This is a genomic window from Nocardioides sp. YIM B13467 (genome assembly GCF_042788075.1).
Classification (GTDB): Bacteria; Actinomycetota; Actinomycetes; order Propionibacteriales; family Nocardioidaceae; genus Nocardioides.
This window is the reverse complement of sequence record NZ_JBHZPJ010000046.1, coordinates 4,194,811-4,217,516: the sequence shown is the minus strand read 5'-3', so window position 1 is coordinate 4,217,516 and position 22,706 is coordinate 4,194,811. Positions and strand designations below refer to the sequence as shown.

The window sequence follows — 22,706 nt, the reverse complement described above, 5'->3', positions numbered from 1 at the left end:
GACAATCCGGGTCGCCACCACCTGACGACCGCCGCTCAAGTACGCTCGGGATGTGGCAGACCCTGACCCACGCCCCGGCGGCGACAAGCCGGTCGAAGAGGCGGAGCCCACCTCGCGAGTCCCGGGCACGATCAAGGTCGGCTCCATCGCGGGCAGCGACGTCCTGGTGACGCCCTCCTGGTTCCTGATCGCGGCGCTGATCGCCTGGGTGATGGCGCCCAGGATCGATGCCGTGGAGCCCGGCCTGGGCTGGTTGACGTACGTCGCGGGCTTCGCGTTCGCGATCGTCCTCTACGGCGCGGTGCTGCTGCACGAGGCGGCCCACGCGGTCGTCGCCAAGCGGCTCGGCTACCCCGTGGGCGCGATCATGCTCCACTTCCTCGGCGGCGCGACCGCCGTGGAGAAGGAGGCGAAACGGCCTCGCGACGAGTTCTGGATCGCCGTCGTCGGGCCGCTGGTCTCGCTGGCAGTCGCCGCCGCTGCCTTCGGTGTCTCCTTCCTCACTCCCGGCGGCCTGGTCGGGTTGTTCATCACTGGCCTGTGGTTCACCAACCTGTTCGTCGGCGTGCTCAACCTCGTCCCCGGCCTGCCCCTCGACGGCGGCAGGTTGCTCAAGGCGGGCGTGTGGGCTGCGACCGGCAACATCAACCGCGGCAGCATCGTCGCCGGCTGGGCAGGACGGGTCCTCGCGGTCGTCGTGCTGCTGTGGCCTTTCATCCAGGGCCAGATCCTCGGCGTCCAGCCCGACCTCACCGACTACGTCCTCGCCGTCATCATCGGCGTCTTCCTCTGGAGCGGTGCCTCCGCGGCGATCATGTCGGGGAGGGCACGAATGCGGCTCCCGCTGCTCGTCGCCCGCGACCTCGCCCGCCGCACCCTGGCCGTACCCGCCGATCTCCCGCTGGCCGAGGCCGTACGCCGCGCGCAGGAGGCCGAGGCCGGCAGCATCGTCACGGTGAGCAGCGGCGGCGAGCCGATCGGTCTCGTCCACGAGGGCGCGCTGCTGGCGACCCCGGAGGACCGTCGTCCCTGGATGGCCACCTCGACGGTCACCCGTCAGCTCGAGGAGGGCCTCACCCTCCCGGCCGACATCGACGGGGAGTCCCTGATCCAGGCGATCTCGAAGACCCCGGCGCCCGAATACCTCCTGGTCGAGCCCGACGGCTCGATCTACGGCGTACTGGTCACCTCCGACGTCGACGCGGCCTTCCGCGCGGGAGCCTGAGCCGGACCGAGCCGCGGTTTGCCGGGTTGGCCAGGAAAACGGGTAGCCTCGGCGGGTGTCAAGCGCTGATATTCCAGACATTCCGGCCGAGGCCCGAGCGGGTGTGCACCGCGGGCCGCTTCGCGAGGGCGAGTGGGTGCGGCTGACCGACACCAAGGGTCGCCGCCACAACTTCGAGCTCGTCGCCGGCAAGCGCTTCTTCTCCAACAAGGGCCACATCGACCACGACGAGCTGATCGGTCGCGAGGAGGGCTTCACCGTCACGGCCTCGACGGGCGGTGAGTACCTGGTCTTCCGCCCGCTCCTGTCGGAGTTCGTCGTCTCGATGCCGCGCGGTGCCGCCGTGGTCTACCCCAAGGACGCCGCCCAGATCGTCGCCATGGCCGACATCTTCCCGGGTGCCTCCGTCGTGGAGGCCGGGGTCGGCTCCGGTGCCCTGACCTGCTCGCTCCTGCGCGCGGTGGGTCCGTTCGGCAAGGTCACCTCCTTCGAGCGCCGCGAGGAGTTCGCCGAGGTCGCGCGCAAGAACGTCGACCAGTTCTTCGGCACCCCGGCGGGGGAGTCCCACCCGAGCTGGTCGCTCAACCTGGGCGACCTCCAGGAGGAGCTGCCACGCCAGCAGATCCGTTGCGACCGGCTGATCCTCGACATGCTCGCGCCGTGGGAGTGCGTCGACGCGGCGGCCGAGGCGCTCTACCCCGGCGGCATGGTCTGCGCCTACGTCGCGACCACCACCCAGCTGTCCCGCTTCGTCGAGACGGTCCGCGCCCACGGCGGGTTCACCGAGCCGCAGGCGTGGGAGTCGCTCGTTCGCGACTGGCACGTCGAGGGTCTCGCGGTCCGGCCGGGTCACAAGATGATCGGCCACACCGCGTTCCTGGTGACGGCGCGAAGGCTGGCGCCGGGCGAGCGCGCGCCGCGCAAGACGCGCCGACCTGCACCTGGGGCGTACGGATCCGACTACACCGGCCCGCGCCCGGCCGACATGCCGGCTCCCGAGCCCGTCGTGGAGGTCCTGCCCGAGGATGGCGCCGAAGTGGACTGAGTCCACTCTGCAGAACGTGTGCCACGGGTTGACACGAACTTGGCCGTTGTCGGCGAATAGTGTCCAACACCGGTAAATCCTTCTCCGCTCCTGCCCCTCACCCTTGTAGGGTCGAGGGAGTAGAGGAGGTGTGCTGATGTCGACATCCGATGGATTCCATTCCGAGGGGCGCAGCCCCGAGGAGCTCGAGAGTCATGTCCGTTTCCTCGAAGCTGAGGTGACCGACCTGCGGCACAGACTGACTGAGATGCCCGGATCTTCGCGTGGCCTGGAGGCGCGGCTCGCTGACGCGCAGCGCTCCCTGGCCGCCGTGACGTCGCAGAACGAGCGACTCACCGTGACGCTTCGGGATGCCCGAGACCAGATCATCAAGCTCAAGGAGGAGGTCGACCGGCTGGCACAGCCGCCAGCAGGCTTCGGCACCTTCATCGAGCGCAACGAGGACGACTCGATCGATGTCTTCACCGGTGGGCGCAAGCTCCGGGTGACCGCATCGCCCAACGTCGACCTCGACGAGCTGCGCTATGGCCAGGAGGTCATGCTCAACGAGGCGCTGAACGTCGTGGCCGCGATGGAGTTCGAGAAGGTCGGCGAGGTGGTGATGTTCAAGGAGCTGCTCGCCGACGGTGAGCGCGCCCTGGTCATCGCCAACGCCGACGAGGAACGGGTCGTACGTCTTGCCGAGCCGCTCCTGCAGGACGCGATCCGCGCGGGTGACTCGTTGCTGCTCGAACCACGATCGGGCTATGTCTACGAGAAGGTGCCGAAGTCCGAGGTCGAGGAGCTCGTCCTGGAGGAGGTGCCCGACATCTCCTACGAGTCGATCGGTGGCCTCGCCGGCCAGATCGAGCAGATCCAGGACGCGGTCGAGCTGCCGTACCTCTACCCCGACCTCTTCATCGAGCACCAGCTCAAGCCACCCAAGGGCGTGCTGCTCTACGGTCCTCCGGGTTGTGGCAAGACCCTGATCGCGAAGGCTGTCGCCAACAGCCTCGCGAAGAAGGTCGCCGCGAAGACGGGAGCCGACGGCAAGTCCTACTTCCTCAACATCAAGGGCCCCGAGCTCCTCAACAAGTACGTCGGGGAGACCGAGCGCCACATCCGCCTGGTCTTCCAGCGGGCTCGTGAGAAGGCCGCGGCCGGCACCCCGGTGATCGTCTTCTTCGACGAGATGGACTCGCTGTTCCGTACGCGTGGCACCGGTGTCTCCTCCGACGTGGAGAACACCATCGTCCCGCAGCTCCTCTCCGAGATCGACGGTGTCGAGGCTCTGGAGAACGTGCTGGTCATCGGTGCCTCCAACCGTGAGGACATGATCGACCCGGCGATCCTTCGCCCGGGCCGTCTGGACGTGAAGATCAAGATCGAGCGTCCCGATGCCGAGGGTGCTCGTGACATCTTCTCGAAGTACCTGGTCCCCGGCCTGCCGCTGCACCCGACCGACGTGGGCGAGTTCAACGGCGACAAGCAGGCCACCGTCGACGAGCTGATCCGCACGGTCGTCGAGCGGATGTACACGGAGTCCGAGGAGAACCGCTTCCTGGAGGTCACCTATGCCAACGGTGACAAGGAGATCCTCTACTTCAAGGACTTCAACTCCGGCGCGATGATCCAGAACATCGTCGACCGGGCCAAGAAGATGGCCATCAAGTCCTTCCTGGACTCCGGCGAGGACTCCGGCCAGAAGGGCCTGCGGGTGCAGCACCTGCTCCAGGCCTGCGTGGACGAGTTCAAGGAGAACGAGGACCTCCCCAACACCACCAACCCCGACGACTGGGCCCGCATCTCCGGCAAGAAGGGCGAACGGATCGTCTTCATCCGCACGCTCATCACCGGCAAGCAGGGCACCGAGCCCGGCCGTTCCATCGAGCAGGTCTCCAACACGGGGCAGTACCTGTAGCCATCAGATCCATCAAACTGGCCCGTCACCTGGGAGAACAGGTGGCGGGCCAGTTTGGTCGTTCAGGGTCGATTCCTCCGGGTCCTGAGCTCCGTCGTGACGGCTCTTCAGGTGCTCCGCAACGACCTGCGAAATCGTTCGTGTCCACGCGGTGTCCACACGCGTGCTTATGATCGAGGCGTCGACGTGTACGTGGAGGCTCTTCGTGGACACCCATCGGGAAAGGTCGTCGAGGACGAGGAGGCCACCGTGGCGAGCGTCCGGTCCCGGACGGGCAAGGACGGGGTGACGACGTACAACATCCGCTTCCGGCATGGAGGCAAGGAGACCTCGGAGACGTTTGAAGACCTGGACTACGCCAAGGTCTTCAAGGCTGAGGTGGAGGCCTTCGGGCCGGACCGCGCTCTCAAGAGGCTCGAAGACCGACTAGTGGAGGATGAGGTCAGTCGCAACGTCACTGTTGACGAACTCTTCGACCGGTGGATCAAGGCGATGGACCTCGATCGCATCACCGGCGACCTGACAGGTGAGACCGTCCGCCGCTATGAGCTGAACTACGAGAACAACATCGAGCCTCACCTCGGTTACCGCGACTGTGGCCTGATCGACCCCGACGACATCCAGGATGTCGTCGACTCGTGGGTGCGTGAAGGCCTAGCGCCGAACACGGTCAGCGGTCGCTATGCCAACCTGAAGAAGATGTTCGACTGGGCCACCGAGCACCGCCAGCAGATCCTCGACACCTCGCCGTGCGACCGGAGCAAGCTACCGAAGGTGCGTCGCATCGATCCCAAAGGTCTGCGCGCGCCCGAGGTCGTCCAGTTCCTTGATGCGGCACGCAGACTTGACCTGGATCTCTATGACTCCTGGCGTTCTTGGTTTCCGCAGGGTGGCGCAAGTCGGAGATGATGGTGCTTGCGGCGGGGATGGACATGTACGAGATCTCGCGTCGGGTCGGACACGCCTCCATCAAGACGACCGTTGACCCGCTGTCGCGGGTGCGGTGCACTCTTCTCCTCAGCGGGTGGTGGATGACGGACGGAGATTCACCGTTCGCGCCAGTTCGGCGCGTTTCTCGGCGAGGTCGGTGCGGTAGCCCACGATGTTGCGGAGCTTGATGTCCTCGTACCCGCGGATCTGGTCGGGTAGCTGAGCCATCTTGACTGCGCCGGCGAGGGTGTCTGGGCCGAGGGATTCGAGCGTCGACATGACCGCATCGCGGTATTCGGTGATGAGCTGCCGCTCCATGCGTCGAACGCGGTGATAGCCGAAGACGTCGAGCCGGGTGCCGCGCAGCCGTCGGGATGCATACAGCGCGCGGAAGATCGGCATGGTTCGCGGTCCGAAGCCGATCTTGCGGTTGAGGCCCATCGACCGGAGCAGCGGCGGGTGCAGCTGGACGCGGTAGGTGGCGTCCGCTCCGAACTCCTCTGCGACCGAGTCATCCAGGCCCGCATCGAGCACGAGCCGGGCGACCTCGTACTCGTCCTTGTAGGCCATCACCTTGTGAAGCTGGTGTGCCACGGCCTCGGCTAGGGTCGTCGAGCCCGGTACCGAGGCCTCCTCGGCACGCCGTATGCCCTCGACGAAGGTGGCATATTCGCGTGCGTAGTCCTCGTCTTGGTAGGCCACCAGCTCGGCCACCCGGACGGCGACGACTCGTTCCAGCGCCGAGGCCTGCTCGGCTGCCACCATCGTGGTGATGTGTTCCGCGGCCGGCGAGGACGCTCGACGCTCGGCCTCGCGTGGATAGGCCAGCGCCTCGACTGCCGCCGGGTCGTGCACCACCTGGCGGCCGCGGCGGAAGGCCTGGACGTTGACGGCGGCGTCGGCACCGTTGAGCTCGATGGCGTGCTCCATCGCCGCGGCTGTGACCGGAATCTGCCCGAGCTGCCAGGCCACGCCGACCAGGAGCATGTTGGCGTACTGCTCATGGCCGAAGAGCCGCTCCGCGAGCTTGCCCGCATCCACCGCCAGGTAGCGCCGAGCGACCGACTCCAGAGAGTCCCGGATGGCTGTGCCGTCGGGGAACCGGGTGCCGGTGTCGACCACCATCCGGCCGGTGGGGACCTCGGCTGTGGAGGCCACGACGACCGTACGGCGTGGGTCGGCGACCTTCAGATTCGTGGGGTCCGTGCCGACCAGTCCGTCGCACGCCAGGTAGAGGTCGCAGTCGAGGCTCGGGACCTTGCCAGGCACGTCACGGCGGGTGAACCGCACGTCCGAGACGACCGCGCCACCCTTCTGCGCCAGTCCGGTCTGGTCCAGGCTGCGGACCTCGTGGCCATCGATGACGGCGGCGGTCGAGATGATCTGGGACACCGTGACGATGCCGGTGCCGCCGATGCCGGTGATGCGGAGTCCGAAGTCGTCGGCTGTAACGGATTCGGCGGGGGTCGGCACGGCGTCGGCCGGTAGGTCTGGGGCCTTGGCTCGCCGGGGCTTCTGCGTCCCCACCTCGACCGTCACGAAGGACGGGCAGTCGCCCTTCAGGCAGGAGTAGTCGAGGTTGCAGGACGACTGGTGGATCTGGGTCTTGCGGCCGAACTCGGTCTCGACGGGGTGCACGGACATGCAGTTCGACTTCTCTCCGCAGTCGCCGCAACCCTCACAGATGCGCTCGTTGATCAGCACCCGCTTGCTGGGTGTCTCGATCTTGCCGCGCTTGCGCTTGCGTCGCTTCTCCGCGGCACACTCCTGGTCGTGCACCAGGACGGTGACGCCGGGGATGGCGGCGAGCTCGCGCTGCACGTCGACGATGTCGTCCCGACTTCGCACCTCCACCCCGCGCGGCAGCCTGCGGCGGCGGGTCACCTTCGGATCCTCCGAGGTCACCACCACCTTGGCCACCCCCTCGGCCAGGAGCAGATCGACCAGGCGTGGGAGGGAGAACTCGCCCGCGGCGTCCTGGCCTCCGGTCATCGCGACAGTCGAGTTGTAGAGCAGCTTGTACGTCACGTTGCGGCCGGACGCGACGGCAGCCCGGAGGGCCAGGCTGCCGGAGTGCGTGAAGGTCCCGTCGCCGATGTTCTGCAGGAAGTGCTCCTCGGTGACGAAGGGGGCGATACCCAGCCACTGGGCGCCCTCACCGCCCATCTGCGTCAATCCGGTCACCTTGCCGGTCTGCTTGTCGTCCATGAAGAGCACCATGGCGTGGCAGCCGATGCCGCCACCGACCACCGAGCCGTCGGGGACCTTGGTGGAGCTGTTGTGCGGGCATCCCGAGCAGAAGTACGGCGTCCGCGCCAGCAGCGGCAGCGCGGTGCGGGTGGCGGGCTGTTGCTCCTTCCACGCCAAGGCCGATGGGATCCGGTGCACGTCACCGAGCCGGCGGACGAGCGCGCGGGTCACCTGATCGGTGTCGAGCTCGCCGACAGGGGAGACCAGCTCACGACCGGCGTCGTCGAGCTTGCCGAGCACCCGGGGGGCGCCGGCCACGCCATACAGGGCGTTGCGGACACCGTCCTCGACGAACGGGCGCTTCTCCTCGACCACGATGATCTCGTCGAGGCCTTGGGCGAAGTCGCGGACCAGATCTCGGTCCAGCGGCCAGATCAGGTCGAGCTTCAGCAGGCGAACACCGCGGCGCTCAAGCTCGGCGCTGTCCAGCCCGAGGCGGTCGAGCGCGTCGCGGACGTCGAGCCAGGTCTTGCCTGCGCTGATGATCCCGACTCGGTCATCGGCTGTGCGGACGACCTGACGGTTCAGGCGCGCCGCTCGGACATACTCCAGGGCGCGGGGGAGGCGCTGCGAGACGAGGCTGCGCTCGAGGGCGATCAGGTTGGGGCCGGCGAGGAAGGCATCCGGCCGGTGGGTGCTCTTCTCCAGCCCCTCCGGAGGTGCCACGTGGTCGCGCCGCACCACCGCGGTCGAGGCACCGTCGGCCACGGCGGTGACGATCTTGATGGCGGACCACAGGCCGGTGTGGCGAGACAGATGGACCGCATGGGCGCCGAGCTCGAGCACCTCCTGCGGGTCTGCCGGGTAGAGGGTGGGAATCTGCAGGTCGGCCAGTGTGTGCTCGGACGCGCACGGGACCGAGGAGGACTTGCCCGCCGGGTCGTCACCAGCCAGCGCGACGGCCCCGCCGGCAGGGTGGGTGCCGACCAGGTTGGCGTGGCGCAGCGCGTCCGTGGCGCGATCGACGCCTGGCGACTTGCCGTACCAGTAGCCGGTGACCCCGTCGCACCTCATGGTGCCGACCTGGTCAGCCAGCTGGGTGCCCATCACCGACGTCGCCGCCAGCTCCTCGTTGACGCCGGGTGCGTGCACATGATCGAGGCCATTGAAGAGGGCACGGCGCCTGGCCAGCTCGAGGTCGTACCCGGCCAGTGGTGACCCTTCGTAGCCGGACACGAAGGACCCGCTGCGCAGTCCGCGAGCCCGGTCGGCCATGGCATTGTCGCGCACCATACGGACGAGGGCTTGGACGCCGGTGAGGTAGATGGTTCCGTCGGGGACGGTGTAGCGGTCGTCGAGAGAGAAAGCCATGGCTGTGGTGTCCTGTCCTGTTCAGTCGGCGATGGTCGTGGAGCGAATGCGCCGTACGAGGTCCGGGAGGTCGAGGCTGTGGTCGAGGGCGGTGAGCAGATGCCGCTCCGCCTCCTGACCGCGGAGGCACATCTCGACCACCTGCGGGAACCGGTCGAACGGCACGATGCACAGGCCGTCGCTGTCACCGACGACATAGTCACCGGGCCTGACCGACACTCCGGCGACGTTGACGACGTCGTTGAGGGCTACCGCCTGGACGCGGTGACGGGCAGCGAGCGGGATGCAGCTTCGGCTCCACACGGGCAGTCCGGTGCCGATGATGCTGGCCGAGTCGCGGACGGCGCCGTCGACGATGCAGCCGGCGACGCCGGCCTTGAGGGCCCACCGGGCCGACAGCTCGCCCATGACGGCCGCGGTGCGGACCTCCCCGCAGTCGACCACGGCCACGTCACCGGCTGAGGCGACGCCGTAGAGGTCTCGGTCGCCCACCAGCACCTTCGCCCCAGTGGCACGGTGCACGGCCGGTTCGCCGGGGACCGCGACGTAGCGCAGCGTCACAGCCGGCCCGCAGACCCGCATCCCCGCTCCCAGCGGCGCGAGCTCAGAGGTGCCGAGCACGTTCCCCACCCCGAGTTCATCCAACGCGTCCGCGACCGCGGATGCCATGTCCGGAATGCCGAGGAGGGTCTCCACGAGGCCGGCATCATGCCGTGGGACGGCCGTGGTGAGGATCGCTCGCGGGTCGACTTGACCGACCAGGCGCTCGGTCACCTCAGCGGGCATTTCATCGGACGGATCGGTCGTCATAGCACTGTCTCCGCGCGGTGGACCTCCGGCATGGCGGGGCGCCGCCGGGCCTCGTAGGCGCGGATGTCCCCTTCGTAGTGGAGGGTTGCCGCGATCTCGTCCAGCCCGCGCATGACGCGACTGCGCAGGTGGTCTGGGTAGTCGAACGAGTACGTCGCCCTGCCCCTGCGCACCGTGCAAGTCTCGAGATCGACGGTCAGCGGTGTCGCCGGTTCTGCCTCGATGTCGGCCCACAGCTTCTCGACGTCCGTCTCGGCGACCTGGGCGGCGACCAGCCCGTTTTCGGCGGCATTGCCGCGGAAGATGTCACCGAAGCGCGGAGCCAGGATCACCCGGAAGCCGTAGTCGGCCAAGGCCCAGACCGCCCACTCACGGGACGATCCTGTGCCGAAGTCGATCCCGGCGACGAGAACGGAGGCTCCTCGGTATCGGGGCTGGTTGAGGACGAAGTCAGGGTCTTTGCGCCACTCCGCCATCAGCGCGTCGGCATGACCGGTGCTGCTGACGGGCGCGCTGAGGATCAGCTGAGCAGGGTAGATCTGGTCGGTGTCGACGTTCGAGCGCCGCAGCGGGACCGCGGTACCGGTGTGCGTGACGAGTGGATTCATGGTCATCCTCAGAGGTCGTCGGGAGTGGCGAAGTGTCCGGCCACCGCGGTGGCGGCAGCGACGGATGGCGAGACCACGTGGGTGCGTACGCCCGGTCCCTGCCGTCCTTCGAAGTTGCGGTTGTTGGTGGACGCTGTGCGGACCCCGGGGGCGAGCACCTCCCCGTTGATCGCGACGCACATCGAGCATCCCGACGCACGCAACGGCACCCCGGCGGCCTCGAAGATGACGTCGAGCCCTTCCTCCACCGCCTGGCGTCGGACTGCTTCGGAGCCCGGCGACACGTGCACGCGCACACCGTTCGCGACTCGACGGCCCTTCCAGACCTCCGCGACCGCGCGGAGATCTTCGATCCGCCCGTTGGTGCACGAGCCGATGAAGACGGCATCGATCGAGACGTCGCGCATGCGCGTGCCGGGCACGAGATCCATGTAGTACAGGGCCTGCTCAGCGGCCAGCCGCTCAGCGGCGCCGATGAACGACCCAGGTGCCGGGACCGTGTCGGCTACACCGATGGTCTGACTCGGGTTGGTGCCCCACGTGACCCGCGGAGAGAGCTCGCTCGCATCGATGTGGACCTCCCGATCGAACGCGGCGTCGGGGTCGCTGGTGAAGGTCTGCCAGTGCGCTTTCTCGGTCTCGAACGCGGGCCCGGACGGGACGTGCGGGCGACCCTCCAGGTAGGCGAAGGTCACCTCGTCAGGCGCCACGAGGGCCGCGCGGGCCCCCGCCTCGATGCTCATGTTGCACAGCGTCATCCGGCCTTCCATGGAGAGCGATCGGATGGTCGAGCCCTGGTATTCGATGACGTAGCCCTGGCCCCCCGCCGTACCGATCTTCTCGATCATGGCCAGTGCGACGTCCTTCGCCGAGACGCCGGCCGGGAGCCCCCCGTCGACAGTCACCCGCATGTTCTTCATGTGCTTCATCGGGAGCGTCTGGGTGGCCAGGACGTGCTCCACCTGGCTGGTGCCTATCCCGAAGGCCAGGGAACCGAACGCGCCGTGGGTGGTCGTGTGGGAGTCGCAGCACACGATCGTCATTCCGGGTTGCGAAAGGCCGAGCTCGGGCCCGATGACGTGGACGATGCCGCGCGACTCGTGGCCCAGGGAGTAGAGCTCGATGCCGAACTCCTCACAGTTGCGCCGCATGTGACCGACGTACCGCTCGGCGACAGTGCCACGCAGATCGCGCGGTACGTCCACGGTGGGCGTCACATGATCCTCCGTGCCCAGCGTGAGCTCGGGGCGACGGACCAGGCGTCCCTTGACCCGCAGGTTGTCGAAGGCGACGGGGGTGTTTGCCTCGTGGAGCAGATGGAGGTCGACGTAGAGCAGGTCGCGGTCGGCGTCATCGCTCCTGACGATGTGGGCGTCCCAGATCTTGTCGGCAGCTGTCTTGGGCATGGGCGGCAGTCCTGTCATGAGTGGGATTGGAGGGGTCAGGCGGTGGGCACGAGCTCGTCTGGCGGTTCGGCTGACTGGCGTGCGCGGGATCGCCACGCTCGGATCTGGGCGATGGCGAATACGACCGCCACGACCGCGAGGATCGAGGCTGATACCGGACGCTGGAAGAACACCAGGTAACTGCCGTCGGAGAGCAGCAGCGTCCGACGCAGGTTCGTCTCGAGCAGCGGGACCAGCACGAGACCGAGGATCGCCGGAGCGAGTGGGAACCCATAGGCCTCCATGAAGTAGCCGATCAGCCCCATGGCCAGCAGCACCAAGAGGGAGAACGGGCTGAATGCGGTTGCCCAGGCGCCGACCGCGGTGAAGAGCAGGACACCGGCGTAGAGAATCGGCGGCGGGATCTTCAGCAGCAGGACGAAGGCTCGTACCAGCGGCAGGTTCAGGAGCAGCAGCATGGTGTTGCCGACCAGCAGGCTCGCGATGATCGTCCACACCAGGTCCGGGTCTGTATCGAACAGCTGAGGCCCTGCCTGCAGGCCGTACATCTGGAACACGAAGAGCAACAGCGCGGTGGTGGCAGTGGCGGGAATGCCAAGCGTCAGCATCGGGATCATCGCGCCCCCGGCGCCGGCGTTGTTCGCCGTCTCCGGACCCGCGACACCCTCGATCGCGCCGTTGCCCAGCTCATCGCGGTGCTGCTTGCGGGCGAATCGCTTCTCCACCGCGTACGACGCAAAGGTGCCGATCGTTGGGCCGAGGCCAGGGAAGATGCCGGCGAGGAAGCCGACGATCGAGCCGCGACCGTAGGCGGGGAGCGAGCGCCGCCACTCGGTGCGGCTCAGCCGTGGGGAGCCCTGCATGGTGAAGCGCTCGTGGTTCTCCTGCTGCCCTCGCGCCAGCCACCGCAGGGCCTCCGGGATGGCGAACAGAGCCATGGCGGTGATGGCCAGGTCGATGCCGTCCATCAGCTGCGGCACACCGAAGGTCCACCGCTCGACCGTGCTCTGTCCGTCGATGCCGACCATCCCGATCGTCATGCCGATCGCCACCGAGACGAGGCCCTTGATGCGAGACCCAGACATCAGCGTCGCGGTCAGGAACAACGCCATGAACAGGAGGACCGTGTACTCGGCCGATCCGAAGGACAGCGCCAAGCTGGTGAGCAGAGGCGCCATGAGCACCAACCCGGCCAAGGCGAAGAGTCCACCGACGTAGGAGCCGATCGCGGCCGTGGCCAGCGCCGCACCCGCTCGTCCGGCACGGGCCAACTTGTAGCCGTCGATCACCGTGATGGCATTGGCCGCCTCCCCGGGGGTATTCATCAGGATCGAGGTGATCGAGCCGCCGTACATCGCGCCGTAGTAGATGCCGCTCATCAAGATGATCGCGGTCGCAGGGTCGAGGCCGTAGGACAGCGGGATCAGAATGGCGATCGCGGTGATCGGGCCTAGCCCCGGGATCACGCCGACGATCGTGCCGATCATCACGCCGAGGAAGACGAAGAGCAGGTTTTGCGGCGTGAGCGCGCTGCCAAGGCCGTCGAGCAAGAAGGAGAGGGATTCCATGGATGCCTCCTCAGCCGAGAATCCCGGGCGGCAAGCCGACGCCGAGGAGCTCGGTGAACGAGAAGTAGACGGTCACGGACGTGGCCACGGCGACGATGGTGTTGACGCGCCACTTGTCGGGTCGCACATAGCTGGTCATGAGCGTCATGAAGAGCGCCGTCGCGAGCAGGAAGCCGATCGGCTCGAAGATCAGCAGAAAGCCGACGAACTGAGCGATGACGACGGCGAGCCGTCCTGGTGGGATCGGTGATTCGCCCGATGGACCCGAGGCCGTCTCGTCGGCCCCTCTGTGCCTGAAGCTGTTCACGATCAGGCTCAGCCCACCGACGACCAGGATGCTGCTGGCGACCAGGGGGAAGAATCGCGGACCGACGCCTTCTGCCTGGGCTCCGGGCGAGGTGAAGGAGAGCGCATCGAGCAGAAGCAGCCCGCCGACGACGGCCACGACAGCGCCGGCCACCGCGTCCTTGAGGTCGGCGCCGTCGCGGACCGCGCTGGTGGTGCCGCTCACGGGATGATCGTCCTTCCGAGGTCATCCTCCGCCGCGGTGATCTGCTTGTAGGTGTCGTCCACGAGTGTCTGCAGTTCGTCACCCGTGCGGTACGTCGTGGTCCAGTTGTTGCGCTCGGCGACCTTCTTCCACGAGTCGCTGGACGTGATCTTCCCGATCGCGTCCTCCCAGTAGTCGACCGCGTAGGCAGGCATGTCCGGAGGGCCGATGAGTGCTCGCCAGTTGGCGAACTCGGTCTCGTAGCCGAGGTCCGCGGTGGTGGGCACGTCCAGTCCGGGGGCGGCGTCCTTGCCGATCACTGCGAGGCCTTTGAGGTCTCCGGACTGCATGAGACCAACGAATTCGCTCACCCCTGCCACGGCGATGTCGACGTCGCTGTTCATGACGCCGGTGGCCTGTTCGCCACCGCCTTCGTAGGACACGAAGGTGACCTTGGAAGCATCGACGCCCGCCTCCTCGGCGAGCAGCGCGAACGCCAGCGTGTCCTCCAGCTGAGAGGCGACCTTGACGGACTTGGGGTCCTTCTTGAGGGCCGCCATCACCGCGTCGAGGTCCTGATACTGCGAGTCACCTGCCGCGACGATGGCGAAATTCTCCTGCACCAGGCCGCCGAGCAGAGTGACATCGTCGAGCGTGTACTCGGACCTCTCCTCCACATCGAGCAGGACCGTCGAGAGCGAGGCCACCGAGATCTGGTCGTCGTCACCCTTGTGCTGGGTGATCATCGTCTTCTCCCACGTGGTGGTCAGTCCACCGGGACGGTTCTGCACGGTCAGCGGGGCATCGACGATCGACCCCGTCTTCGCGACCTCGGCCACGGTGCGCATGGTCAGGTCGAACCCTGAACCCGGCTCGGTGGGCGCGGTCAGTGTGATCGGTCCGGACGGATAGTCAGCTGAGCCTCCCGACGCTCCACCCGAACACCCGGTGGTGGTTAGCAGCCCAGCCGCGAGAACGACGGCGACACGTGAGTGCTTCATCTGCTTCTACTCCTGGTTCGTAGGCCCTGGGCCGATGCCCAGTTCGCCTGATGTGTTGCCCGAGAACCTGGCGGACGTCGCAAGCACCGTGGGGCAGGTCTGCGCGCGGTTTCGAGCGATGTATCTGTGATATATTCAGTGATGTTCGAACGAATATGTCAGGCGTCACATGTGATGTCAACCACTCCATTACGCTGAGCGTCCTACCTGCAGAACGGGGATATGCACTCGATGAGCATCGACAACGGCGAGCGCCGCTCATTGACTGAACGGGTCTACGAGACGTTGCGATCGGAGATCCTGACGGCTCGACGCCGTCCCGAGACGCTCTTGCTCGAGCATGAGCTGGCGACCGAGTTCGGCGTATCGAAGACACCCATCCGGGAGGCGCTCAGGCTCCTTGTTCACGAGGGCTGGGTCACCGTGCTGCCCCGTAAGGGGTACCTGGTGCGACCACTCCGCTTCGAGGACGTGCGCGAAATCTTCGCGCTCCGCCGAATGATCGAACCCACCCTCGTCGTCGAAGCCATCAAACGCAGCACCCCCGCGCAACTCGATGAGCTCGAGCGCATCGTCGATGCCCAACAAGCGGCTGAAGACATCGACGCGGCACTCGACCAAGCCACGGCCTTCCATGTCGGTATCGCAAAGCTCGCGAACAACAAGCGTGCCGAACGCGTTCTGCTGGGCCTCGTCGATGAGGCCAGGAGGATGAACCACCTGACCCCGGCCCTGGGGCGAAGGGTCCAGGAGGACGCAGAGATCAAGGACCATCGCGAACTGGTCCAAGCAATGCGCGCCCAGGACATCGAGCTCGCACACGAGATCATGGAGAGGCACTCCCGGGAGTCCCTGCGCCAGAAGCTCGAGGGCCTGACTCAGATCTGAGCGAGAGCCGCGGGGTCGGAGGATCTCGCTGTCGGCGCCGCCTTCTAGCCCGTCGGCTGAGCAGATTGCACAGATCGCGCCCCGCGGATTGGGCGGATTGCTCTTGAGCTTGCACTGGCCGCGACGTGATTCTTGTGACACACGACACATCGCCGTACCTGAAACGACCGAGCATGACGACCACGACCAAGGCCCGGGCAAGGGAGCGCAGCGAGCGAGCCGAGTTCGTCGACGTGCTCATCGTCGGCGCCGGGATCTCGGGCATCGGCACCGCTAGTCGCCTGAAGTCGCGCCTGCTGGAGAAGTCGTTCCTGATCATCGACGCACGCGAGAACATCGGCGGCACCTGGGACCTTTTCCGGTATCCGGGGCTGCGCGCCGACACCGATGCGCAGAACTTCGGATTCGAGTCCAAGCCCTGGCGGGGGAAAGGCGCTCGCTGACGGCTCCGAGATCCTCGACTACCTCCGGGAGACAGCGGACGAGAACGACCTGTCACCGCATCTCCGACTCGGCTGGAAGGCCGTGGCGGCGGATTGGTCCTCTGAACAGGGCCTGTGGACCGTCCGGCTGGTCAACTCCGTGTCGGGCGAAGCGTCAAGGGTTCAGTGCCGATGGCTGTTCGGGGCGACGGGCTATTACGACCACGAGGAGGGCCACCGGCCCCGCTTCGAAGCGGAGGAGCGCTTCCAGGGACAGCTCATCCACCCCCAGCACTGGCCTGAAGAGCTCGACTACACCGGCAAGAAAATCGTAATCATCGGCAGTGGAGCAACGGCGATCACGCTGGTCCCGGCGATGGCGCAGGATGCGGCACAGGTCACGATGCTGCAGCGTTCGCCGACCTACGTGATCTCCCTCCCGAGCCGGGACGTCGTGACTGTCGCCCTTCGCAAACTCCTGCCCGAGCGCTTGTCGTACCCGGCGATCAGGCGGTTCAACCGCGACCGACTCGCCGTTATCTATGCACTGAGTCGCCGTTACCCGGACCTGATGCGGGCGCTGGTGCGCTGGACCAACAAGCGGGCACTCCCCAAGGGCTACCCGGTCGACGAGCACTTCCGGCCGCGCTACAACCCCTGGGAGGAACGGATGTGCTTCGCACGCGATGCCGACTTCTTCGAGGCGATCAGTGATGGCAGCGCCGCCGTCGTCACGGGTCGGATCGCACGGCTCGCGAACCATGGGATCGAGCTGACAACCGGTGAGCATCTCGAGGCCGACATCATCGTGACCGCGACCGGTCTGCGGATGAAGTCGCTGTGTGCGATGGTCCTCTCGGTCGACGGTGCAGCCATCGACCCCGCGGACACGGTGGTCTACAAGAGCATGATGCTCTCCGGCGTACCCAACTTCGCCTTCGCCGTCGGCTACACCAACGCCGCGTGGACGCTGAAGGTCGACCTCGTCGCCGAGCATCTCTGCCGGCTGCTCGCCCATATGGACGACGGTGGGCACGAGGTCGCGACGCCGGTCGCCAACGATCCCACGCTCGACCTGAGCCCGATGCTCGACTTCCATGCCGGATACGTGCAACGGGCGATCGACACGTCCCTCGGCGTGGATCGCACGGGCCGTGGTCGATGGAGCAGAACTACCGGACAGATCGCGACCGACTCCTCCGAGACCCGCTCGACGACCCCGGGCTGCGTCTGTCCAACGTAGGTCTGAAGCGCCACCTGTCGACGGCGAGCTGACGACGGTGGAGGGCCGCGAGATCACCTTCAACAGCGTCGGCTCCACATGCGCCGGCATCCACCTGCGCGGGGAGCACTCGGCGTCGGAGCCAAGGCCCTGCGTCGTCATGGCGCACGGGTTCAGCGGCACCGTCGGCGGCGGCATCCTCGGCTTCGGCGAGGGCCCCGCCGCCGCCGGCTTCGACGTCCTGCTCTTCGACTACCGAGGATTCGGGCGCTCCGCCGGCACCCCGCGGCAGCTGGTGTCGTACCGCCGGCAACGCGCCGACTACCGTTCCGCGATCCACGCCGCGTTCCGCCGGCTACACCTTGGAATGACCCACTTGCGCGAGCACTGCGCGGAGCCGGTCGTCGGCGGCAGGTCCGGGCCGGAATGAGGTGTGCTCCTCGTCAAGCGGCTTGCCGGTCAATCGGTCGACCAGTACGGGGTCGACCTCGGCCTCGGTCTCGCTGTCGACCAGGAGAACGTTCACTGCCTCGGGCGGGTAGTGCTGGTTGCCCCATGCGTACAGCGCGATCAGCACCGGGCGGAAGGCGTGCCCGGCTTCGGTGAGCACGTACTCGTCGCGGGGCGGGCGCTCGTTGTATCGGCGCCGTTCGAGGAGGCCTGCATCAACGAGGGCGGCGAGCCTGCGCGACAGGGAGTTGGGGGAGATGCCGAGGCTCTTCTGGAACTGCTCGAAACGGGTGAGGCCATGCGTGGCGTCCCTCAGGATCAGGATGCTCCACCACTCGCCGACCCGCTCGAGGGCCAGCGCGACCGGACAGCTCATGCCTTCGAAGCTCGTGCGTTCCATGATGGAAGTCTAGCCGAGCGGCCCTGTTCTGATGGCCGCCCCATCGCGTAGTGAGAAAATTCCATGATCGTAGTCACTTGCGTCATGGTAGTGACGGGCGTTACATTCCACTCGTTACCAGTCCTTCAAGCGAACGAGGTGTGTTGTGAGCTCTTTGGTGATTGACAGCAAGTACCGCTCGGTGGAGATCGAGACGAAGTACGTCGAGGTCGACGGAGTGCGGTATGCCTACCGCGAACTCGGTCCGGCGCAGCCGGTCGACGCGACGCCCCTGGTGTTCCTGCACAGGTTTCGGGGGACCTTGGATGACTGGGACCCGGCCTTCGTGGACGCTGTGGCCGCGGAGCGGCACGTGATCTTGTTCAGTGACGCGGCGGTCGGTTCGTCGACGGGAGCGCCGGCGACGACCGTTGACGAGAAGGCTCGCAACGCGGCCTCGTTCGTGCGTGCACTCGGCCTTGCAAGCGTCGACATACTGGGCTTTTCGATGGGCGGATTCGTCGCCCAGGCGATCGCCATGGCGGAGCCCGAGCTGGTGCGTAATGTCGTGCTGATCGGGACGGGGCCGGGGGGCAACGCGGAGACCGATCCGCCCACGGACATCGTCTTCGAGATCGCTCTGAAGCCCGAGTACGCCTTTGAGGATGTCCGCTATCTCTTCTTCTCGGAGGGCCGTGACGCCGAGACCCGGGCCTACATCGAGCGCCACGCGCTGCGGACCGATCGTGAACCGCTTGTCTCCGAGGAGACGATCCAGGCCATGGTGGGCCTGATCCTGGACTTCATGGGCGGCAAGACCGACCACTTCGCGCGGCTAGCCGAACTGCGTCAGCCGGCGCTCATCATCAACGGGGACGACGACCACTTCTTCCCCTTGAAGAACGAGTGGCTGCTGTATCGCGAGCTGCCCAATGCGCAGCTGGCTATCTACCCCCAGGCCGGCCACGCGCCCCACCAGCAGCACCCGGACACCGTTGCGGCCCAGGTCAACCGGTTCCTCAGCGCCCAAGACGCGGAAGCGCCTCGATGACCGACCACGGCAACCTCTACCAGGGCTGGCGGGAGGACCCGCTCGGCTACTGGGGAGAGCAGGCCTCTCTGATCTCCTGGGACACGCCGTGGTCCGAGGTCTTCGACGCGGCCGACGGCCCGTACGGCCGCTGGTTTCCCGACGGCCGGCTGAACACGAGCTACAACTGCCTGGATCGTCACGTCGAGGCAGGTGCTGGTGACCGCCCGGCGCTCGTCTGGGACAGCGCGATGACTGGTGAGGTCGTGACCCACACCTACCGCGAGCTTCGCGACCGGGTCGCCAAGTTGGCCGGGGCACTCGCTGGTGTAGGCGTGGGCCGGGGCGATCGGGTGGTCATCTACATGCCGATGATTCCGGAGGCGGCGATCGCGATGCTGGCGTGCGCACGACTCGGCGCTGTCCACTCGGTGGTGTTCGGCGGCTTTGCGTCCTCCGAGCTGGCGACGCGGATCGACGCCACGACTCCGCGCGTCGTGATCGCGGCATCGTGCGGACTGGAACCAGGCCGGGTGGTGGAGTACAAGCCGGTGCTCGACGAGGCGCTCACGCTTGCGCGCCATCGCCCGGGGGCGTGCTTCGTGCTCCAACGTCCGCAGGCACCGGCGGAGCTGATGCCAGGTCGGGACCACGACCTGCTGGCCGCGGAGCGGGCGGCGAGCCCGCATGATCCGGTGCCTGTGGGGGCGACGGATCCGCTGTACATCCTGCACACCTCGGGTACGACGGGTCGGCCGAAGGGCATCGTCCGGGACAACGGTGGTCACGCGGTGGCCCTCGCGTCCTCGATCCCGACGATCTTCGGACTCGGGGAAGGAGATGTCTACTGGGCCGCCTCGGATGTGGGGTGGGTGGTCGGGCATTCCTACATCGTCTACGCGCCGCTGCTCGCCGGGCTGACCTCGGTGATGTACGAGGGCAAGCCGGTGGGCACGCCGGACGCGGCCGCGTTCTGGCGTGTGATCGAGCGGCACCGGGTCAACGTCCTCTTCACCGCACCCACCGCGATTCGGGCGATCAGGCGTCAGGACCCGGAGCTGGACCTGAAGTCGGAACACGACCTGTCCTCGCTGCAGGCGGTGTTCCTGGCCGGCGAACGCTGTGACCCCCCGACCGCGATCTGGTTGCAGGAGCAGCTTGGCCGACCTGTCATCGACAACTGGTGGCAGACCGAGACCGGTTGGCCGATCACGGCCCGGTTCCGGGGCGGAGAGCTGACCCCGTTCAAGCCTGGCTCCGGAGGGCGACCGAGCCCGGGGTTCGAGGTCGCCGCGCTCGATGATCTCGGCAGTGCGCTGGCCGCGGGGGAGACCGGCAACCTCGCGATCCGACTTCCGCTTCCACCGGGATGCGCACCCACGTTGTGGGGCGACGACGAGGGCTACCGGGCGTCGTACCTGGAGGACTTTCCGGGCTGGTACCGCACGGGTGACGCCGGGCGCGTCGATGGGGACGGTGACGTCTGGGTGCTCGGCCGCACCGACGACATCATCAACGTGGCCGGGCACCGGTTGTCCACGGGTGCGATGGAGGAGGTGCTGGCCGCCCATCCTGATGTTGCCGAGTGTGCGGTGATCGGTGCACCCGATCCGTTGAAGGGCGAGCTGCCGACGGGACTGGTCGTGCTCAAGGCGCGCGCCGACCGTGACCCAGCCGCCATCACGGGCGAGCTGGTGGCGATGGTCCGTGAGCGGATCGGCGCAGTTGCGTCCTTCCGGACGGTTCTTGTCGTCGACCAGCTTCCGAAGACCCGTTCGGGGAAGATCCTTCGTCGTACGCTCCGCGACCTCGCCACCGGAGGGCCGGTCCAGGTGCCACCGACGATCGAGGATCCCGATGTCGTCGACCGCCTTCGGGAGGCCTTTGGCGCGATCGAGGCCCAGGCGGCGCGCTGATCGACCACGACGCCGGGCTGCACCGCAGCCACGACGCCTCGCTTTCACACGGAACGGCCGTGACGGCCGATTCCGTTCAGTTCGAACAACGAGGAGAAGCTCATGGGACGAGTCGAGAACAAGGTGGCGTTCATCACCGGGGCGGCCCGCGGACAGGGGCGTGGCCATGCGCTGCGACTGGCCGCGGAGGGCGCCGACATCATCGCGCTGGACATGTGCAGGCAGCTGCCGTCCGCGCGCTACGACCTGGCCACATCCGAGGACCTGGTCGAGACCCGCAAGGCAGTCGAGGCACTGGGGCGTCGGGCGATCTCCGTCGAGGTGGACGTACGTGACGAGCAGCAGCTCGAGGAGGCGTTCCGGGAGGGCGTAGCCGAGATCGGCCCGGTGGACATCGTCATCGCCAACGCGGGGGTTGCCCTGTTCGCGGTGGACCAGCCGCACGAGGCGTGGCAGGACACGATCGACATCAACCTCACGGGTGTCTTCAACACCCTGGAGACAGTCGTACCGTCGATGATCGAGCGCGGCGCGGGCGGTGCCATCGTGCTGACCAGCTCGACAGCGGGTCTGCGCGGAATCCTGGGTCCGTCCCGGGGGTCGCTTGCGTACGTCGCTTCGAAGCACGGCCTGGTCGGGCTGATGCGGTCCTACGCCAACAACCTGGCGGCCCACTCCATCCGGGTGAACACCGTGCACCCGACCGGGGTGGAGACGCCCATGATCGTCACCCCGTCGATCGACGCCTTCCTCGAGGAGAACCCCGAGCTCGTCTCCCATGTCGCCAACGCGATGCCAGTGGGCCTCGTCTCGGTCGAAGACGTCACCAATGCGGTCCTCTACCTCGTCTCCGACGACGGCCGCTACGTCACTGGGACGACTCTGACGGTCGATGGCGGCTTCGCCAACAAGATCTGATTCCAGGACTCATCCACACAACCAAGGAGCTAAAACATGACTGGACGCGTCGAAGGCAAGGTCGCCTTCATCACCGGGGCAGCCCGGGGACAGGGCAGGGCACATGCCGTCCGACTGGCCTCAGAGGGAGCCGACATCATCGCGGTCGACATCTGCGCACCGATCGATTCCGTGCCGTACCCGCTGGCGACCGAGGCCGACCTCAAGGAGACGGTGAACCTCGTCCAGGGCCTCGGCCGCAAGATCGTGGCGAGCCACGCCGACGTGAGGGACCTCTCGGCACTCGAGGCCGCTGTGACGGACGGCGTCGCGGAACTCGGACGGCTCGACATCGCCGTGGCGAACGCCGGGATCCTCTCGGCAGCCTCGACTGAAACCCTGCCGGAGCAGAGCTGGCGGGACATGATCGACGTCAACCTCACCGGCGTCTACCACGCCGCCAAGGCCGCGATCCCGCACATCCGAGCAGGAGGCGCGGGTGGATCGATCGTCTTGACCAGTTCCGCGCTCGGCATCCGGGCGATGCCGAACATGGCCCACTACGTCGCCGCAAAGTCCGGTGTCATCGGCCTGATGAGGGTCATGGCACTCGAGCTGGCCGCCGAAAAGATCCGGGTCAACACCGTCAACCCCAGCATCGCAGACACACCCATGGTGCAGAACGAGGCCGTGCACAAGCTGTTCGTGCCCCACATCGACACCCCGACGCGCGAGCAGGCGGCCGAGGTCTTCGCGACGCTGAACCCGATGCCGACCCCATGGGTCGACGCCCAGGACGTCAGCGACGCCGTGCTGTTCCTCGTCTCGGACGAGGCCCGTTTCGTCACCGGTCTCGAGTTCAAGATCGACGCCGGCTTCTGCCTGGCGTGACCGCCGCCCGTCCTTCCGCGGACCTCGGACAGCCCGAGGCCGACCAAGCACCTTCCAAGGAGACCAG

At 67.1% G+C, this 22,706-nt stretch carries 20 protein-coding genes; 12 read left to right on the top strand and 8 right to left on the bottom strand.

Annotated elements, in window-relative coordinates; translation table 11 throughout:
- Nucleotides 1–52 precede the first annotated feature (52 nt).
- The 4 genes from ACFX43_RS27440 (at nucleotide 53) to ACFX43_RS27425 (ending at nucleotide 5,079) form a co-directional block, all read left to right on the top strand.
- A complete protein-coding gene (locus tag ACFX43_RS27440; protein WP_378839333.1) occupies nucleotides 53–1,225 on the top strand; it encodes a site-2 protease family protein in 1,173 nt (390 codons plus the stop codon).
- Nucleotides 1,226–1,280: 55 nt separating this feature from the next.
- Complete coding sequence (locus tag ACFX43_RS27435) at nucleotides 1,281–2,270, top strand: tRNA (adenine-N1)-methyltransferase (protein WP_378839330.1); 990 nt, start codon at nucleotides 1,281–1,283, stop codon at nucleotides 2,268–2,270.
- Nucleotides 2,271–2,406: 136 nt separating this feature from the next.
- Complete coding sequence (gene arc / locus ACFX43_RS27430; RefSeq protein WP_378839326.1) at nucleotides 2,407–4,170, top strand: proteasome ATPase; 1,764 nt, start codon at nucleotides 2,407–2,409, stop codon at nucleotides 4,168–4,170.
- Between the two features lie 186 nt (nucleotides 4,171–4,356).
- Complete coding sequence (locus tag ACFX43_RS27425; RefSeq protein WP_378839323.1) at nucleotides 4,357–5,079, top strand: hypothetical protein; 723 nt, start codon at nucleotides 4,357–4,359, stop codon at nucleotides 5,077–5,079.
- Nucleotides 5,080–5,187: 108 nt separating this feature from the next.
- On the opposite strand, the gene ACFX43_RS27420 is transcribed toward ACFX43_RS27425, so the two are convergent.
- The 7 genes from ACFX43_RS27420 to ACFX43_RS27390 are packed head-to-tail and all read right to left on the bottom strand — an operon-like array spanning nucleotide 5,188 to nucleotide 14,391.
- A complete protein-coding gene (locus ACFX43_RS27420; RefSeq protein WP_378839319.1) occupies nucleotides 5,188–8,661 on the bottom strand; it encodes an indolepyruvate ferredoxin oxidoreductase family protein in 3,474 nt (1,157 codons plus the stop codon).
- Nucleotides 8,662–8,682: 21 nt separating this feature from the next.
- Nucleotides 8,683–9,471 (bottom strand): RraA family protein, encoded by a 789-nt coding sequence (locus ACFX43_RS27415; protein ID WP_378839315.1) that lies wholly within the window; start codon nucleotides 9,469–9,471, stop codon nucleotides 8,683–8,685.
- Nucleotides 9,468–10,079, bottom strand: coding sequence for a 3-isopropylmalate dehydratase small subunit (leuD, locus tag ACFX43_RS27410; RefSeq protein WP_378839311.1), 612 nt, complete (start codon nucleotides 10,077–10,079; stop codon nucleotides 9,468–9,470). Before leuD ends, ACFX43_RS27415 begins: the two co-directional genes overlap by 4 nt.
- An 8-nt stretch (nucleotides 10,080–10,087) precedes the next feature.
- Nucleotides 10,088–11,485: a 3-isopropylmalate dehydratase large subunit gene (gene leuC, locus ACFX43_RS27405; RefSeq protein WP_378839306.1), complete on the bottom strand. Its 1,398-nt coding sequence runs from the start codon at nucleotides 11,483–11,485 to the stop codon at nucleotides 10,088–10,090.
- Between the two features lie 35 nt (nucleotides 11,486–11,520).
- Nucleotides 11,521–13,053 carry a tripartite tricarboxylate transporter permease gene (locus ACFX43_RS27400; RefSeq protein ID WP_378839299.1) on the bottom strand — a complete coding sequence of 511 codons (1,533 nt, stop codon included), beginning with the start codon at nucleotides 13,051–13,053 and terminating at the stop codon, nucleotides 11,521–11,523.
- A 10-nt stretch (nucleotides 13,054–13,063) separates the two neighbouring features.
- Complete coding sequence (locus ACFX43_RS27395) at nucleotides 13,064–13,564, bottom strand: tripartite tricarboxylate transporter TctB family protein (RefSeq protein WP_378839295.1); 501 nt, start codon at nucleotides 13,562–13,564, stop codon at nucleotides 13,064–13,066.
- The gene (locus tag ACFX43_RS27390) at nucleotides 13,561–14,391 is read right to left on the bottom strand and encodes a tripartite tricarboxylate transporter substrate-binding protein (RefSeq protein ID WP_378839291.1); all 831 of its coding nucleotides are present in this window, start codon (nucleotides 14,389–14,391) and stop codon (nucleotides 13,561–13,563) included. Before ACFX43_RS27390 ends, ACFX43_RS27395 begins: the two co-directional genes overlap by 4 nt.
- Nucleotides 14,392–14,775: 384 nt before the next feature.
- Between ACFX43_RS27390 and ACFX43_RS27385 the strand changes: the two genes are divergently transcribed.
- The 4 genes from ACFX43_RS27385 (at nucleotide 14,776) to ACFX43_RS27370 (ending at nucleotide 17,506) form a co-directional block, all read left to right on the top strand.
- A complete protein-coding gene (locus ACFX43_RS27385) occupies nucleotides 14,776–15,432 on the top strand; it encodes a GntR family transcriptional regulator (RefSeq protein ID WP_378839286.1) in 657 nt (218 codons plus the stop codon).
- Nucleotides 15,433–15,605: 173 nt separating this feature from the next.
- Nucleotides 15,606–15,875, top strand: a complete 270-nt coding sequence (locus ACFX43_RS27380) for an NAD(P)-binding protein (RefSeq protein ID WP_378839281.1) — start codon at nucleotides 15,606–15,608, stop codon at nucleotides 15,873–15,875.
- Nucleotides 15,820–17,097 (top strand): flavin-containing monooxygenase, encoded by a 1,278-nt coding sequence (locus tag ACFX43_RS27375; protein ID WP_378839277.1) that lies wholly within the window; start codon nucleotides 15,820–15,822, stop codon nucleotides 17,095–17,097. The genes ACFX43_RS27380 and ACFX43_RS27375 overlap by 56 nt, the downstream gene beginning before the upstream one ends.
- Before the next feature lie 37 nt (nucleotides 17,098–17,134).
- A complete protein-coding gene (locus ACFX43_RS27370; protein ID WP_378839275.1) occupies nucleotides 17,135–17,506 on the top strand; it encodes an alpha/beta hydrolase in 372 nt (123 codons plus the stop codon).
- Here the strand turns inward: ACFX43_RS27370 and ACFX43_RS27365 are convergent.
- Nucleotides 17,432–17,926, bottom strand: a complete 495-nt coding sequence (locus ACFX43_RS27365) for a winged helix-turn-helix transcriptional regulator (RefSeq protein WP_378839272.1) — start codon at nucleotides 17,924–17,926, stop codon at nucleotides 17,432–17,434. The two genes, ACFX43_RS27370 and ACFX43_RS27365, sit on opposite strands and share 75 nt — an antisense overlap.
- A 145-nt stretch (nucleotides 17,927–18,071) precedes the next feature.
- On the opposite strand from ACFX43_RS27365, the gene ACFX43_RS27360 reads away from it, so the two are divergent.
- The 4 genes from ACFX43_RS27360 (at nucleotide 18,072) to ACFX43_RS27345 (ending at nucleotide 22,639) form a co-directional block, all read left to right on the top strand.
- A complete protein-coding gene (locus tag ACFX43_RS27360; protein ID WP_378839269.1) occupies nucleotides 18,072–18,956 on the top strand; it encodes an alpha/beta fold hydrolase in 885 nt (294 codons plus the stop codon).
- Nucleotides 18,953–20,851, top strand: a complete 1,899-nt coding sequence (locus tag ACFX43_RS27355; protein ID WP_378839266.1) for an AMP-binding protein — start codon at nucleotides 18,953–18,955, stop codon at nucleotides 20,849–20,851. Before ACFX43_RS27360 ends, ACFX43_RS27355 begins: the two co-directional genes overlap by 4 nt.
- A gap of 102 nt (nucleotides 20,852–20,953) precedes the next feature.
- The gene (locus tag ACFX43_RS27350; protein WP_378839263.1) at nucleotides 20,954–21,769 is read left to right on the top strand and encodes a mycofactocin-coupled SDR family oxidoreductase; all 816 of its coding nucleotides are present in this window, start codon (nucleotides 20,954–20,956) and stop codon (nucleotides 21,767–21,769) included.
- A 36-nt stretch (nucleotides 21,770–21,805) separates the two neighbouring features.
- Nucleotides 21,806–22,639 (top strand): mycofactocin-coupled SDR family oxidoreductase, encoded by an 834-nt coding sequence (locus tag ACFX43_RS27345; protein WP_378839256.1) that lies wholly within the window; start codon nucleotides 21,806–21,808, stop codon nucleotides 22,637–22,639.
- Nucleotides 22,640–22,706: the final 67 nt, after the last annotated feature.